The sequence below is a fragment of the Psychrobacter sp. AOP7-A1-24 genome (assembly GCF_052376235.1).
Lineage (GTDB): Bacteria > Pseudomonadota > Gammaproteobacteria > Pseudomonadales > Moraxellaceae > Psychrobacter.
The window spans coordinates 1-15,970 of sequence record NZ_JBQSVM010000048.1; the positions used below are offsets into that span (position 1 = coordinate 1).

Sequence of the window (15,970 nt, forward strand, 5' to 3'; positions counted from 1 at the left end):
CCTATGCAGGCGTTCTATAATATTAATTAGCGTTGCACTTGGTGTGTTAATCTAAGTTTTATAAAGACAGATTAAACTTTCCGACTATCGCAGCCTCTATATTAGGTTTTGCTGGTATCCTCGTTATCGTACAACCGAAACAGATCAATTTAGGGGCGGTGTTTGCCCTTATAGTGGCGGTAACCATGGCGCTAAACAATCTGTTAGTTCGTAAACTTCCACAACATCATACTGTCTATCAAACTCTACTTTTGACCAATTTATTAGGAATCCCATTTGCGCTTGGTTTGGCTATTTGGGAAGGACAGCCATTTGATTGGCGCTCATTGATTACGGCCGCCAGTTCAAATGTATTTATTTTGATTTATGCGGGTATATGCGTACAGGTGTACCGACACATTGAAGCATACAAAGTCTCTAGTGCGGAATACTCAGGTTTACTAGGGGCGGTGGTGGTTGGAATCATATGGTTTAACGAAGTACCAAATATGACTTTGTTAATAGGTTCTGCGCTGATTATCCTACCTTTGATATGGCTAGCTACTCTCGAATCTATGAGGCTTAGACAAAAAACTGGGTAGGATAATAGCTTTTAAAACCTAATCAAGCTGATGTGCCATAAATAATAAGAAATAATAAAAGTTATGAATCAGACTAAAATGTTATTTAACGTTTACATCGGTTCATGCTTGACGAAACTGTAGATTACTTGTTAGACACTATAATAAGTCGGTTGCATGATTAAAAACTTCCAAGTTGGTTCTTATGTATCTAATAGTATCGTGTCTATAAAAAAGACAAACTGTTATTTAAAATACCTCAACTATTCAGCTGTTAGTCCTGCTTTAACACCCGATAGACCGTAGCCACCCCAACACCAACCGCCTTAGCAATCTCCTCTTTCGTCATATTGTTTTGACTGGCTAATTCTTTAATACGATTGTGTTTCGTTGTATTAGGCTTCTTACCAGTGGGCTTATAACCACTGTTCGCCAACCCCTGCTTAATACGCTCTCTACGCTTATCGTTATCAAGCTTTGCCATCGTTGCTAATAAGTCGATCAGCATATGGTTAATCACTGTTAGGATCTCACCTGTCATGCCTTTACTTACCGTATGCGTAGTTGGTAGATCAGCCACCACCAATCGCAAGCCCTTGTCTTTGATGCGCTGCTTTAGAATTGCAAAATCATCTTGAGATAGCCTGCTTAATCTGTCCACGCTTTCAACCAGCAGAATATCGCCTTGATCAGCGTCCTTTAATAGCTTAGCTAATACTGGCCTATCGAGCTTTGTACCACTGAAATGCTCAACGTACTCAACAAGGTTATCGTTATAGCTTTGGCTAAAGCTAATCAAGTCAGACAAGGCTCTCTTAGCGTCTTGATCCTTAGTGCTGGCTCTCACATAAATACGAACGGTCATAACGCCACCTATATTATTTAGACTTATAAATTAATGTCCATTGATAATATCATGATATTAATATCATTTAATAATAGAAATAAGTCTAATGATAGATAGAGTATCGTTTAGAGGTTTTATTTTTTAGGTATAGGCTAATGATAGGAAAAAAGCACAGCAGCCAGTCTTATAATTCAAAAGTCTGTTATAGATGGTTCCATGCTAACAGTCTGCTTTAAGTAGTCTGTTAATATGTTTGAAGGGTGAGATAGCTGGTTCCGCTAAGGTATATCTATGAGGAATCTATACAGGCATCAAATAGCTTAGATCGGGGCTATTAGCCGAAACCACTAGACCAACAGATTTTATCAACCTCATATTCATCGATTAGAAAATCGTCTAATGAATCCCTGAAACCGGGTTTATCGCTAAGGAAATTTATCGCTTTTTCTGCTTCTTCTCTCGTACTGTAGATACCTAGCATCTTAGTACTATCATCTAAGCCTTTAACTGTATGTTCAAGATGATATACAACCGTAGTCATTACAAACCTCCCTAAAAAAACAGATAAGTTAAGAATAATATATTCTAGAGTTGAAAACTAACGGTTATCAACTATGGTTTAGGTAGACCAAAATTCAAAAATGTCTACATACATTAATTATCAGGCATAGGCTTATACAACGGAAAGCCTAAAAAACGATTCCTAATGGTCATAGCATCATCGTAAGATTTGGCTGAGAATACAAAGATTATTTCTTCTTTCTCGTCAATTGGTTTGCCAAATAACTTAAGAGTCGTTTGAGTCGAACTTTCATTTTGACTCAGCTGATAGAAATCAGCTTTAATTTGATTGTTTATGTTTCTTAGGTCATCATTAATGATTTGTAAAATCATCTGATCGTTTCCATAATCAATTTCAGCTAACTCTTCATCTGAAATGCTAGGATTGTCTAACAAATGTTGCATAGAACTAATGCGATAAGCTACTGCTTCTTGCAATAAGCTAATGAATTTTGGAGGTAGGTTTAGAACAAGTGTTGGATTCATATGAGTCATTGTATAATCTGATAATAGATGTGTTAATAAGGTTGTTAGGCAAGATAATACATCAAAAATACAATGTCATTTTTAAAGTTATATCCAATAGAATCAGAGTACAACGAGTTCTCTCAACAATTATCTTCCATAACTCCCGTTGTTGAAATACTGTTCGATGCCTGTATAGCGCACCGATCACAGATAGAATATGTATGTTAGGTACACCACGAAGTACACTGCGACTATTTCACTGAGCAAAACCATTGATAACATTAGCACGCAGCCGAGTATTCAAGTCCTCACTAGGGGACCGAACCAGTGAAGGCACCTGATTGATTCGCCATAGGTATACTCAATAAAATTCAGAGGAGCAATAGACACTTTAAGAACAGCATGCGTTCCTGCGTCATTTAGTGTGATAGCGTACAAACGGTACTTAAATATCGGATACGCATGGAGAGCTCACAAGATTTTATAGGTCATTGGACAGAATATAGCCGCGGTAAAATTCCTACCAAGCTGTGATCATATTCCTACCAAGCTGCGGTAAAATTCCTACCGACTGAGGACTTTTCCAAACTCTGTACAACTAGAATTATCCCCGCAAGTCTCTGTTTCAATTGTAAATATTATTCGGGGCTGTCCTAACCATAACAATTTTATTTTGAGCTGACTATATATATTTCAGCTCTAACTTATCATAAAGAAGCCGAGATTTTTTATTAAGCTATTTATCTAGTGCATGGATTCAAATATTTTCTCAAGTTCACATGAACCCCTTCTCGTCCATTAATGATTTTTACATCAGTTATAGTTTCAATCCACTAGACTCCCTCACATAAGCTATTTCTAGCCCTCGTAAATCCGTCAGCGAAAGTTAATGAATTGGTAATTTTGCAAGAGATATACTTGCTATTACTTAGAGATTCTTGCATTCGAAATAAAACCCTCATGCTTTACCTTTCCGTTATTCATCTTCTTTTCAATTACTAAGCCTACAACAGTCCTAAAACTGTTTCATTCGGAACTGCTCTTACTTATTAGAGAGATCACCATGCACCATTTAAGGACATGCAAAGATTAATTTGGTGCATCCGTTCGCACTCTCCAAACAACCTCATTCCTCACTAAAACAGGTACTGTTCATATGGTACATTTACGGAAAGGGTTAATGATTGTTTTGTCACTTATTTTTTTCTTTTTAATATTGGCATAAAGGTTGCTATTTGTAAGTTACAACCTCCAAATTAGAGATATTGAATAATGAATCAATCTGACGACTACCCTTTGAGTGCTGTACCAACTGACAAGAGAAAAGGTTTATGGTCCATGATGTCAATATTATTGGGCTTTACATTTTTTACTTCTACAATGTGGGCAGGCGGTACACTTGGTAAATCATTTTCATTTTACGAGCTAATTTCTATTATATTCATAGGTAACTTATTGCTTGGATCTTATGCAGCAAGCTTAGGTTACATTGCATGTAAAACTGGTTTAAACACCGTGTTGTTAGGTCGATATTGTTTTGGACTAAATGGAAGTAAGTTATCTGACTTTGTATTAGGATTTACACAAATCGGTTGGTATGCATGGGGTACTGCGACGATTGCCATTATCATTGTCAAGTTGCTGGAATTACCAGATACATGGCTCACGCCATTGATGATCTTTTTTGGTTTTGGGTTTTGTATCAGTGCCTATATAGGCTATAAAGCGTTAGAAATTCTTTCAAAAGTCTCCGTACCTGCGATGCTATTTTTTATAGGCTTATGTTTTTACAAAGGCATTCTCGATATAGGTGGTATTTCCGAATTTATAGCTATTGAGCCCACGGAGAGTATGCCAATCGCAGCTGCAATTACCTTGGTATTTGGCACTTTTGTAAGTGGAGGCACGCAAGCGACAAATTGGAGCCGTTTTGCTAAATCAGGAAAAGTAGCGGTTATAAGTACTTTAGCAGCATTTTTTATTGGCAATGGCTTGATGGTATTTGTCGGTGCTTTTGGTACTGCTATCTATCAACAAGCGGATATCGTTGATGTGCTTGTTGCTCAAGGTTTCATGCTTGTCGCTATCCTAATGCTATTCACTAATATTTGGACTACCCAAGATAATACTATTTACAATTTTGCAGCTGCAGGATGCAACTTGTTCAGAACAGATAAAAGGCGTTTAGTCACCCTATTCGGTGCTGCATTAGGCACTGTATTAGCTGTCATGGGCATGTATAACATGCTAATACCCTTTCTAATACTTCTAGGGACCTTCATTCCACCAATTGGTGCGATTATCATGACAGATTTTTGGGTGAAATATAAAGGTAATATGCCAGATTTAAGCAGTATCGAATTACCAAAGTACAATATAGTTGGATTATCAGCTTACGTGATTGGTTCAGGTTGTGCTTACGCTTCACCTTGGATTGCTCCACTTGTTGGCATTATTACTTCTGCTATTGCTTATACAATATTATTGAAGCTCTCTACTGTAAAAACTCAACAAGAACAGAGTATTTAATTAATGATATCTATTGGATCGTTAAATCAAATAAGTGGACTAGAAGCTCTTCGATTTAGAGCCGGTCTGCAGGGCAGTAAAAATGCGATACGCTGGCCCTATATTGCAGAAAACACAGAGATTGAAAATTGGACAAAAGGTGGAGAGTTGATCTTTGTTACAGGGTTAAATTGGAAGTGGACTGTTCAAGAACTTATTACTCTCATTGAAAAAGCAAAAAAGCAATGTACGAGTGGGTTAGTGATTTTAACCCACTCACCCTATCTAGATACCATTCCTATTGAAGTTTTAGATTTTGCTAATGAACAACACTTTCCTATTTTTGAACAGCCTTATTCATTGCCAATGGTCAATGTTACCGAAATATTATCTAATGCGATCATTATGGATGGTCTCAATAATAAATCCAATCGTTGGTTTCTACGAAACTTAGCAGATAACCCAAGCATGTCTGAAATAGATTTGATTAAAGCCACAGAAATAGGACTTAATCCCGATCAACAGTTATCTGTCGCTTTTATTAAATTCAATCGTATTACTGATGAAGAGGTCATTAAAGGAGATTACTTAATTAGTCAGTTCATGCTGAACGAGGGTGTGCAACTTCCTATTACAGAGCTGCATCAAGGTTGGCTAGCGATTATGCCGACATCAGCAGAATACTGTGATGATAGTATGAAACGATGGAATCAACTGCATCAAAAACTGCTTGCATATGGCTTTCACTGCACTATTGGTGTTAGCGATGCAAAAGAATTAAAAGTCATTTATAAAGCAGTTTCACAGGCAAGGCAAAGTGCTAAATTTCATAGAGATAATGATAGAAACGAAGTTATACATTACAACTCGTTAGGTATTGCTCAGCTTTTTACTCATGTCGATAACAATGAAATTGAATCTTTTTGTCGTCAGTATCTAGGTGATATTTTCAACAAACACGATACTCAGAGTTTGGTTCTAAAAACTACTTTAGTTTGCTATTTTGATAATTTATGTTCGATGCGTCAGACAGCATTGGCAATGAATATACATAGAAACACTTTATCTAATCGATTACAAAAGATTGAAACGTTGACGGGTATTAATTTAAGCAATGCTCAGCAGCGACTAAGTTTACAAATAGCGCTCATTGCAGCTCGTTTCATCAGTTAAATTTTATAAAATATGATTATCAATTAGGAGATATTATGATTATTAACAATGCAAAACTTCGCGGTAAACAGGGCTTACATAGCATTGAATGCGAAAATGGAAGATTTGTAAGTATTATCGAGCAAGATGGCTTAGTCATTCCATTAGAGTCAAGTCTTGATGCAAAAATGAATTTACTGTCTGCTCCATTTGTTGAGCCTCATATTCACCTTGATGCTGTATTTACAGCAGGCGAGCCAAACTGGAATTTAAGTGGCACGTTGTTTGAAGGGATAGAGCGTTGGGCTGAACGTAAGCCAATGTTAACTAGCGAAGATGTTCAGCGAAGAGTATTAAAAGCCGTACAACTATTGGTCGAAAATGGCGTTCAACATATTCGAACACATGTTGATATTACCGATCCTGAATTAGTTGCCTTAAAAGCAATAGTCGCTTTAAAAGAAAAACTCAGTGCTTATATTGATTTACAAATAGTTGCATTCCCCCAAGAAGGTATTTTGTCCTTTCCCAACGGTAAGCAGCTAATGGAAAAAGCACTTGAACAAGGTGCTGATGTCATCGGTGGTATTCCTCATTTTGAATATACTAGAGAATATGGGGTTGAGTCGATGCGATGGATCATCGACCTTGCAGAAAAGCATGGAAAGTTAGTTGATGTCCATTGTGATGAAATCGACGATGGCGCATCAAGGTTTTTGGAGGTATTGGCTACAGCCGCTTTAGAAAAAGGAATTGGAGAACGAGTGACAGCAAGCCATACGACTGCAATGCACTCTTATAACAATGCGTATTGTTCCAAATTGTTTCGTTTACTAAAAAAATCTAAAATAAATTTTATTGCTCTTCCTACTGAAAATATGCATCTACAAGGACGATTTGATGGTTATCCTAAGATTCGAGGTATCACACGAGTTAAAGAGATAAAAGATGCTGGAATGAATATATGTTTCGGTCAAGACTCCATACAAGATCCATGGTATACACTAGGTAATGGAAAACTACTTCGTGTTCTAGACTCAGGGATTCACTCATGTCATATGATGGGATACGAGGATCTAGAAACTGCATTAGACTTAATTACAGATAATGGCGCTAAAACGCTTAATATATCTGAAAACTACGGTATAGAAGTAGGTAAACCTGCAAACTTTATTATTCTTGAAGGTAGCAATGATGTCGAAGTAATCCAAAAACAAGGTGATGTTTTATACTCTGTAAGAGAGGGAGAGATACTCATATCTAGACAACCTGCTACTCTGAATCAAACGATACCGTTAATTGAATAAAAGAATGGTTTTTTACGAGCCACTAAAAATGCGTTCAAGAGTATTTTCTTGGAGCCCATCCCTGATTCTGTGTAACTGGAGATCTTTTAAGATCTCTAGGGGTATGGTTCAAGCAAACCATATATTATGTCCGAAAAAGAATTTTGTATAATTCTCCAGCGAGCCTTTCCCAAACTTTGTGTAACTGCTTATACCCTGTTAGCAAATAGCAGTTACACACAATACGGTATACCTAAAAAATTCTGCTAATTGTCTGACTAGAATATTCCCAGCTTGAGTGGATGAAATTGACGGCAGGGGTCAGATTAATCCCTGCCGTCAAACCTGTAAAGTTTAACTTGGGTATTTTAGTTGCGCAGCATCTAGAGCACTCACCATCATCGATCACACTTTCCCACCCACGCCTTTAAACTTTTCAACAAAAGCCGATATCTTCTGGAAAACTCTTTGCTTCTTGGTGAGATACTGTGGATTAAGAGGACTTAGCTTAGGTAGGACCTCATTTAGCTCCGTACCATTCTCACTGGCGTACTCACGCTTTAAAGATGCCGTTATATAACGCTTAGCTGCCTCTTCATTAAGATTTTCTGCTGCAATCATATCTTGGGCTTCACGCTGCTGCTCTATTTGAGCAAAGTTAAAGAAGGCCTCAATGATGCTGGATTTATCAGGGATGTTATCCAAGTTAGTTTTATTGATGAAATCTACCACCAGGCTTTCTTTGGCGCGATTACCAAGGCTTGCTCGAATCACTCTGCGCACTTCTTCAACTAAGGCAGACTTATCCTTGGTATTCTTGTTATGCTCGAAAATCAGCTCGAGGATGTAATCAAGGTTAATCTCTTGCGACTTAAGAAGATCCACCTCAAAAACCACTTCATCCCAGTCAAGCGAGGACTCGCTTTGCTCCTTAGCTGATTTTTCACGACGCAGCCAATCACGTATATCGTTATAGGTTGAGCGGTAATCTTGTACTTCCCGTTCAGCAGGCACTTTAATGGCTTGCATAGCAGCTAAGTCATCGTCGTTTAGGTAATGCTCATCCTTAAACGTCTCAACAGCGTCAGCATCGGTCACATCCAAGTCTTGCAGTGCTTTTAGGCTTGCAAACTCATCATAGTTTTGTAAGATGTTCTCGACACGCAAATACTCCCCGAATAACTTGGCAAAGTCCTTCTTGTCAGACTCTTTGACAATCTCATCAGGATTAGGGAAGCGTTGTTGTAGTTCTTTGACCACTTCTAAATAACCACGGCGGGCTTTGCCGGTGGCGATATCGGTAAAGCCTTCTAGGTATTCTTTATAGCTCTTCTCCAACACCACGTTTTTAGTATTTCTATCGCCAAATAAGGTGATGGCATCAATGGTCGCTTGCTCTAAGTCACGAAACGTCACGATGTTACCAAAGGTCTTAGTGGCATCATAAATGCGGTTAGTCCTTGAGAACGCCTGCATCAGACCGTGATAGCGAAGGTTTTTATCAACATAGAGCGTGTTTAAGGTCGGCGCATCAAAACCTGTGAGGAACATACCGACAACAATCAGTAAGTCCACATCCTGCTTAATAACGCGTCCTGCAAGATCACGGTAGTAGTTTTGAAAAGACTTACTGTCTACGCCGTAATTGGTCTTAAACATCTCGTTGTAATCATGAATAGCACGGCTTAGAAACTCTTTGGCACTGCTATTCATGGCGGTAGGCTCAAAACCTTCGTCGGCAATGTCACCGATTGCGTCTTGTTCTTCATTGGCAGCATAAGAAAAGATAGTGGCAATCTTTAAGGGTCTCTCGCTGTCCTTTTGTAGCTGATTCAAGGTCTCATAGTAAGCCTTTGCTGCGTCCACACTACTAACAGCAAACATGGCATTAAAGCCTTTACCACTTCCTTTTAAGCGATGGGTTTTTTGCTTAAAGCTTTTTAAAACGTACTTTGAGATCTCTTCAATACGATCAGGGTGTAATAACAGCTGCTTGTTTTCTGCTGCGGTGAGCTTCGTCTCGTCCTGCTCGCTTTCAATGGCTTGAAACTGCGGGCGTACATCATTGTAGTCCACCTTAAACTTCAAGACCTTCTCATCACGAATGGCATCAGTGATGACGTAGGAATGCAGCTCATGGCCAAACACACTGGCCGTTGTCTCTGCACCCAAGGCATTCTCAGGGAAGATAGGAGTGCCTGTAAAACCAAACTGGTAGTATTTTTTAAACTTCTTTTTTAAGTTCTTTTGTGCTTCACCAAACTGGCTACGGTGTGCCTCATCAAAGATAAACACCACTTGTTTATGATAAATGGGTAAATCAGCCTCACCTTTGATTAGGTTGTTTAGCTTTTGAATGGTAGTGACAACGATTTTATTATCGTCTTTTTCAAGGTTACGCTTGAGTCCTGCGGTACTGTCGGAGCCATTAACGCTATCAGGGGAGAAGCGCTGGTACTCTTTCATGGTTTGATAATCAAGATCCTTACGATCCACCACAAAAAACACCTTATCAATAAAAGGTAGCGAAGTTGCTAAGCGGGCAGCTTTAAAGCTGGTTAAAGTCTTACCTGAGCCTGTGGTATGCCAAATATAGCCGCCACTCTCAAGAGTGCTCCACTTCTTGGATTGATAAGCACTGTTTATCTTCCATAAGATGCGCTCAGTAGCAGCAATCTGATACGGACGCATCACCAATGAGGTATTACTCACATCAAAGACGGTGTAATGCATCAGCACGTTTAATAGGGTGTTTTTTTGAAAGAATGTCGCGGTAAAATCTTTTAAGTCTTTGATTAAGGTATTGTCTGATCGTGCCCAGTTCATGGTGAAATCAAAGCTGTTTTTATTGCGCTTAGTGGTATTGGCAAAGTAGCGGGTATCGGTGCCGTTTGAGATCACAAACAGCTGTAGGTATTTATATAAGGAGTTATCGGAGTTAAAGCTCTCTTTGCTATAACGATGTACTTGGTTAAATGCTTCACGAATGGCGATACCACGCTTTTTAAGCTCAATTTGCACAAGCGGCAAGCCATTGACCAAAATAGTTACATCATAGCGATTGGCTTGTGTGCCCTTTTGAGCAAACTGTTTAATGACCTGTACTTTGTTACGTGGGATGTTTTTTTTGTCCAGCAGGGCAATGTTCTTCAGGTGGCCATCATCAAAGGTAAAATCATAGATATGGTCATCATGAATCTTTCGAGCTTTGTCCGTGATGTTATCACTAGGATTATCAAGATACTCCATCACAAAGCGCTGCCACTCAGCATCTGTAAACTGCACCTCATTTAAGATCTGCAGCTGTACACGTACGTTAGCGAGCATCGTTTCAGGCGAGTTTAAACCAGGGACAAACTCATATCCCTGGTTTTGTAAGTCTTTGAGTAGCTCACGCTCTAGATCATCTTCAGTCTGATACCCCCCATCAGGCTGATCGCACTTGGTATATTTATTTAAAACGATGAAATTATTCGATTCAGCAATGGTTTTTGTTTGGTCAGTCATGAGCTACTACCTCAGGCTTAGGGAAGCTTAACAGCAGATCACGGTAATATTCATATTGCTGTTGGCGCAGCTCTATTTCACGCGGCAGGCCTTCGGTCAGAGATGTGGTTAAGGCGTCGAATTTATCGAGAATAGAGACGATGCGCTCTTGTTCAACAATAGAAGGTACTGGAATCCCTATAGCATTTAGAATTGCTTGAGTTAGACTAGGTCTACCTGAGCCTGTATCTAATTTCATTAAATCAATAGTTTTCATATAATAATAAAAGAACTTCGGCAAGATTTGCTCAGTATCAATCTCAGTATAATAAATAGTGTCAACATTCCAGAAAGGAGTCTCAACGTAAAATATATTTGTAATAGATCCTTTTCTAGGGATTAGTACTGTAGGCTTATCATAAGCATACGTATCAACATAAGTCATAACACCACCTGAACCATAAACAGGTATGTCGCCGTTACCTAGATTTTTCCAATCCTTACCGTTTTTGATATTTACTACATCTCCCAATCTTTTGTACTGAATTTGATTATTATCAAACGTCAGCAACTGATCACGATAGTACGCATACTGCTGCTGACGCGCTGTAAGTTCTGCTGTAAGTTCTGCTGTAAGTTCTGTAAATGTGTCTAAAATTCGGACGATTTCGGCTTGAACGTTGAGAAGTGGTATGGGTATTTGAAGTCTTTCAACTATAATAGAGTCTAGAGTAGGTATTCCTGCCAACCTTACTTTAGATCTTAATAAATGCTGATACCCTATCAGCACGTAATATAGATATTTATTATTTAATAGCTTTGAATGCTCTATACAAAAACAACCATCCGACGACCAAAATTCTGTCGAGCTATAACCGACGGTTCCGGCCGAAGCTCCAACATTTATAATCATTACTGTATCAGCAGGTCTATTGCTACTATTGTAGTAACCTAAAGGCTGTAAACCACCATGATATACCGGAAACTCTTCATTATCAGATAACTGGCTTTTTACTAACCTTTTTCCTCGTAAAACTTTAGTTAATGTGTTTAACTCCTTCCACTCAACCTCAACTCCATCAAGTAGCTTTTCCATATAACTTAGCTCACTCATGCCTCAATCTCCGCAACGATTTTATCGATATCAGCACGCAGCTTATCAATCTTAGCGACTGTCGTTTTAAGCTCGCTATTTAAAGCTTTAATATCTATAACCTCTCTTGTATCTTCTGCTTCTACATAAGCACTTACCGATAAGTTATAGTCATTTTTAGCAATAGCGCTGTTATCAATATTGGCAGACAAATAATCCGTATCTTCTTTAGTATCAAACAACGTCATGATCTGCTCGATATGCGCATCAGTCAGTACGTTAGTATTCGTCTCTGACTTAAACAGCTTACTGGCATTAATAAACTGCGTCTTACCCTCTGTTTTGTGCTTGGATAGCACTAAGATATTAACCGAGATACTGGTTCCAAAGAATAAGTTGGGTGCTAAGGAGATCACCGTCTCTACATAGTTATTATCTACCAAATACTGCCGAATCTTTTGTTCAGCACCGCCGCGATAGAATATCCCAGGGAAGCAGACAATAGCGGCGCGGCCCTTACTCGATAAATAGTTCAATGCATGCAGCACAAAAGCAAAGTCCGCCTTTGACTTAGGAGCCAATACACCCGCTGGCGCAAAGCGCTCATCATTAATTAAGGTCGGATCATCACTACCAATCCACTTCACTGAATACGGCGGATTCGAGACAATCGCATCAAAGGGTCTATCCTCCCCAAAATGCGGATCTAACAGCGTATTACCCAGCTTGATATTAAACTTGTCGTAGTTCACGTTATGTAAAAACATATTCATACGGGCAAGGTTATAGGTGGTGTGGTTAATCTCTTGACCAAAAAAACCCTCTTCAATGATGTGGTTATCAAAGTGCTTTTTAGCTTGTAATAACAAAGAGCCAGAGCCTGCAGCTGGATCGTAGATTTTATTAACCGTCTCTTGTTTGTGCATCGCAATTTGAGCAATCAGTTTAGACACGCTTTGAGGGGTGAAGAACTCACCGCCTGATTTACCCGCATTGGCCGCATAGTTTGAGATCAGATACTCATAAGCATCGCCAAATAGATCAATCTCACTGTCCTCAAACTGATGTAGTTTAAGGCCCGCTACCCCTTTTAGCACCGCCGCTAAACGAGTGTTTTTATCCGCTACTGTATTACCTAATCGGTTACTGGTGGTATCAAAATCAGCAAACAGCCCCTTAATATCAGGCTCAGACGGGTAGCCATTGGCCGAGCTTTCAATCTCTTTAAAAATAGCCGCCAAATCCGTATTCAAGTTTTCATTTCTATGCGCATTATCCGCTACGTTAGCAAACAGCTGACTTGGGTATATGAAATAACCCTTAGTCTTAATCGCATCGTCTTTAATATCAGCAGTAATCACTTCATCAGGAAGAGCGGCATAATTAACGCTCTCATCCCCCGCCTCAATATAATTGGCAAAGTTCTCACTGATAAAGCGGTAGAACAAAGTCCCCAACACATACTGTTTAAAATCCCACCCATCGACTGAGCCACGAACCTCGTTTGCAATTTGCCAAATTTGTCGATGCAGTTCTGCACGTTGTTGAGTACTTGTCATGATAAAAAATCCTGTAAAAAAATAAGAGACTAAAAATTACGCACATTGTGCCTAACTAAAAATACATTATCCACGATAACCGTCATCATGGGGCGCTAACGTATCAACCTGCTGATTTGAGAATAACTCACGGATGTCATCATCCGTATAGTCCGTATCATCAGGTTGCTTATGTTGTCCATGCTCTTGCTCAGCTGGCTGATCATTAGCTTTAGACGCCTCTTCATCTAGGCCAATATCGCCCCCCAAGCTTTTCACCATACTTGCAAACAACTCTTTGTCTGACTTTCTGGTTAAAAACTCTGGAAAGTTTTTCGCAAAGTAGTTTTGAATAAATTTTTCATCATCGCTCTTTCCTGCTAACACCTGTCCCAAAAAAGCGCCCATCAATATTTTTTGTTTGTTTAACCGCTTATCAAGCTTTACTTGTTGCAGCTTAGCTTTACGCTTTAACTCCTCTAAGCGTTGACGCTCTTTTAACTCATTGGCTTTTTGATTATCAAAAATAGATACAGACATCATCAATTCCTTTTATTAATATTAATCTAGCATAGCAAGGCGCTAGGCATCATTCAATCATCTATGCTACTCTTTAAGGTAGAATAATTCTAAATCTGATATATTTTATTTTAATGGGTGATGGTTGCGTCCCCCTGACTAAGGGCGAAGTAACGACTCAAAATTTAATCTATCCACTTCGTTACTATCTTAATTTTGAATCCTTCTTCGTTGGGGAAACCCCAAACCCCGCACACCACAAAAAGCGGTGGTGTGCAAAAAGCAACAATAGCAGGTGGCTCTTTATGACGATGGTACATATTGCGACAAAGGCGATTTCTCGAAAAGCAGGACAGTCGGCGGTGGCGTCGGCGGCCTATCGTGCTGGGGATGTGCTTGATGATGCCAAATATGGCAAGACGCATGACTATAGTAAAAAGTCTGGGGTGATGAGTAGCGATATTGTTTTGCCATTTTCGCTAAAGGCGCTGGGTGTGAGTGTGGATCGAGAGACACTTTGGAATACCGCTGAAGCGGCAGAGACACGTTCGGACAGTCGGGTGGCGCGTGAGTGGCTGATTAATTTGCCTCATGAGTTGTCTGAGGAAGAGCGCCATTCACTGGCTATCAACTTTGCTCAAAAGCTTTGTGACGATATGGATGTGATTGCGGATGTGTGTATCCATCGTCCAGTGATGAAGTTGCCATTCGATCCTAATGTACCGCCAAGTTCTAAGTATTTGCGTGAGGGTGAGGAAAACCCTGATCCCCGTAATTTTCACGCGCATATTTTAGTCACTACTCGAGCGCCTCTTGTTGGAGCTAATAAAACCTTGGCATTTGATCCAAAGCTTAAGACCCCGTTTGAGTGGTCTAATAAAAAACGTAAGGCGCATGATCTGCCGTCATCGATGCAGGAGATTAAGCGTATTCGTGAGATGTGGGTAGATACCGCCAATAAGGTATTGGCCGAATATCATCTACCGCTGATGGATGCGCGCAGTTACAAGGATCAGGGGCTTGATCAGCAGCCCACCATTAAAATGGGAATAGAGGCGACGGCCATGGAGCGCCGAGGCATCACGACCGAAAAAGGTAATACCAACCGCGCCATCAAAGAGCGCAACAAATTGGTGGCTGACAACCATATCAAACAGGAGGCAGACAATGAGCGACGAATTAGCGCACTTAGAAAAGGACTTGCTTGGGCAACTGAGAAAAATGCAAGACTACCTGGCAGCATTGGAGGCACAAAACAGCGAGCTGATTTTGCAAAACAACTCTCTGGAAGCTCAGAATACTACATTACATACTGCACAAAACAAGATAATAGAACGGCAATTCGAGTTGACGACACAAAACGATGCATTGAAAACGCAAAATCAGGCATTGCTTGGGCAGCTAAACGATGCGAAAACCTACCAAAGCGATGTGATGACACAAAACAAAGAATTAATGGCACAGCACAAGCAAATAACAAGCTCACACAAAGAATTGACGACACAAAACAAGCAATTGAGGGAATCACTGAAGCTATCGGAAAGTCAAATATTGAAATTAACAAAGCAACTGAGCGAAGTGCAAGACCAGCCCCCAACCCCTTCGATGACGCAGCACGACGAGCAAGAGCTGCTCGACTTGATCGACAAGAAGGACGCATTGATCGAGACACTCGAGCAAACCGTCACAAAGATGAGAGAATCTTTGAGTATGTTGAACGTATGAAGCTGCACCTAGCCATGCGCTTAATACAACGTCATCGTGATGATATGGCTATCAGATGGGCGCAAGGAGAAACCGCGGATGACGCCCCTGATAAATTTGATCAGCGGCAAGTGGCACTACTCAACGAGTTTGCACAGCACCATGGTATTGAGGACCACGATAAAGCGGTGGAATTTACCGCGCACTTACGCCAAGTGGCCAAACGTTTTGATCACACGCTGGTTGAA

12 protein-coding genes are annotated in these 15,970 nt (G+C 39.9%); 5 read left to right on the forward strand and 7 right to left on the reverse strand.

The features are described from left to right. Positions 1-158 precede the first annotated feature (158 nt). Positions 159-581 (forward strand): EamA family transporter, encoded by a 423-nt coding sequence (locus ACT3QQ_RS12325; RefSeq protein WP_444528240.1) that lies wholly within the window; start codon positions 159-161, stop codon positions 579-581. 253 nt (positions 582-834) lie between these two features. Here ACT3QQ_RS12325 and ACT3QQ_RS12330 read toward each other — a convergent pair whose 3' ends face one another. The 3 genes from ACT3QQ_RS12330 to ACT3QQ_RS12340 form a co-directional block, all read right to left on the reverse strand. Continuing rightward, a complete protein-coding gene (locus tag ACT3QQ_RS12330) occupies positions 835-1,425 on the reverse strand; it encodes a recombinase family protein (RefSeq protein WP_095568369.1) in 591 nt (196 codons plus the stop codon). A gap of 316 nt (positions 1,426-1,741) precedes the next feature. After that, the gene (locus ACT3QQ_RS12335) at positions 1,742-1,948 is read right to left on the reverse strand and encodes a DUF7336 domain-containing protein (protein WP_201586999.1); all 207 of its coding nucleotides are present in this window, start codon (positions 1,946-1,948) and stop codon (positions 1,742-1,744) included. Positions 1,949-2,061: 113 nt separating this feature from the next. Then, a complete protein-coding gene (locus tag ACT3QQ_RS12340; protein WP_444528241.1) occupies positions 2,062-2,454 on the reverse strand; it encodes a hypothetical protein in 393 nt (130 codons plus the stop codon). A gap of 1,254 nt (positions 2,455-3,708) precedes the next feature. Between ACT3QQ_RS12340 and codB the strand changes: the two genes are divergently transcribed. The 3 genes from codB to codA are packed head-to-tail and all read left to right on the forward strand — an operon-like array spanning position 3,709 to position 7,403. Continuing rightward, the gene (gene codB, locus ACT3QQ_RS12345) at positions 3,709-4,965 is read left to right on the forward strand and encodes a cytosine permease (protein ID WP_252962451.1); all 1,257 of its coding nucleotides are present in this window, start codon (positions 3,709-3,711) and stop codon (positions 4,963-4,965) included. A gap of 3 nt (positions 4,966-4,968) precedes the next feature. After that, a complete protein-coding gene (locus ACT3QQ_RS12350; protein ID WP_442254577.1) occupies positions 4,969-6,117 on the forward strand; it encodes a PucR family transcriptional regulator in 1,149 nt (382 codons plus the stop codon). A 35-nt stretch (positions 6,118-6,152) separates the two neighbouring features. After that, a complete protein-coding gene (gene codA, locus ACT3QQ_RS12355; protein WP_443505977.1) occupies positions 6,153-7,403 on the forward strand; it encodes a cytosine deaminase in 1,251 nt (416 codons plus the stop codon). A gap of 384 nt (positions 7,404-7,787) precedes the next feature. Here the strand turns inward: codA and ACT3QQ_RS12360 are convergent, their stop codons facing one another. The 4 genes from ACT3QQ_RS12360 to ACT3QQ_RS12375 all read right to left on the reverse strand — a co-directional run bounded on the left by ACT3QQ_RS12360 (position 7,788) and on the right by ACT3QQ_RS12375 (position 14,039). After that, positions 7,788-10,889 carry an HsdR family type I site-specific deoxyribonuclease gene (locus ACT3QQ_RS12360; RefSeq protein ID WP_444528242.1) on the reverse strand — a complete coding sequence of 1,034 codons (3,102 nt, stop codon included), beginning with the start codon at positions 10,887-10,889 and terminating at the stop codon, positions 7,788-7,790. Next, positions 10,882-11,982, reverse strand: a complete 1,101-nt coding sequence (locus ACT3QQ_RS12365; protein ID WP_444528243.1) for a restriction endonuclease subunit S — start codon at positions 11,980-11,982, stop codon at positions 10,882-10,884. Before ACT3QQ_RS12365 ends, ACT3QQ_RS12360 begins: the two co-directional genes overlap by 8 nt. Then, positions 11,979-13,520: a type I restriction-modification system subunit M gene (locus ACT3QQ_RS12370; RefSeq protein ID WP_444528244.1), complete on the reverse strand. Its 1,542-nt coding sequence runs from the start codon at positions 13,518-13,520 to the stop codon at positions 11,979-11,981. The genes ACT3QQ_RS12365 and ACT3QQ_RS12370 overlap by 4 nt, the downstream gene beginning before the upstream one ends. 66 nt (positions 13,521-13,586) lie before the next feature. After that, complete coding sequence (locus ACT3QQ_RS12375; protein ID WP_444528245.1) at positions 13,587-14,039, reverse strand: hypothetical protein; 453 nt, start codon at positions 14,037-14,039, stop codon at positions 13,587-13,589. A 284-nt stretch (positions 14,040-14,323) separates the two neighbouring features. Here ACT3QQ_RS12375 and ACT3QQ_RS12380 point away from each other — a divergent pair. After that, the coding region (locus ACT3QQ_RS12380; RefSeq protein WP_444528246.1) for a MobA/MobL family protein at positions 14,324-15,970 on the forward strand (1,647 nt) is incomplete at its 3' end.

Excerpts from the sequence above, each read along its gene's own strand:
- ACT3QQ_RS12330 (WP_095568369.1), bottom strand. The coding sequence starts at position 1,425 with ATGACCGTTCGTATTTATGTGAGAGCCAGCACTAAGGATCAAGACGCT.
- ACT3QQ_RS12370 (WP_444528244.1), bottom strand. The coding sequence starts at position 13,520 with ATGACAAGTACTCAACAACGTGCAGAACTGCATCGACAAATTTGGCAA.
- ACT3QQ_RS12335 (WP_201586999.1), bottom strand. The coding sequence starts at position 1,948 with ATGACTACGGTTGTATATCATCTTGAACATACAGTTAAAGGCTTAGAT.
- codB (WP_252962451.1), top strand. The coding sequence starts at position 3,709 with ATGAATCAATCTGACGACTACCCTTTGAGTGCTGTACCAACTGACAAG.
- ACT3QQ_RS12375 (WP_444528245.1), bottom strand. The coding sequence starts at position 14,039 with ATGTCTGTATCTATTTTTGATAATCAAAAAGCCAATGAGTTAAAAGAG.
- ACT3QQ_RS12350 (WP_442254577.1), top strand. The coding sequence starts at position 4,969 with ATGATATCTATTGGATCGTTAAATCAAATAAGTGGACTAGAAGCTCTT.
- codA (WP_443505977.1), top strand. The coding sequence starts at position 6,153 with ATGATTATTAACAATGCAAAACTTCGCGGTAAACAGGGCTTACATAGC.
- ACT3QQ_RS12340 (WP_444528241.1), bottom strand. The coding sequence starts at position 2,454 with ATGAATCCAACACTTGTTCTAAACCTACCTCCAAAATTCATTAGCTTA.
- ACT3QQ_RS12360 (WP_444528242.1), bottom strand. The coding sequence starts at position 10,889 with ATGACTGACCAAACAAAAACCATTGCTGAATCGAATAATTTCATCGTT.
- ACT3QQ_RS12365 (WP_444528243.1), bottom strand. The coding sequence starts at position 11,982 with ATGAGTGAGCTAAGTTATATGGAAAAGCTACTTGATGGAGTTGAGGTT.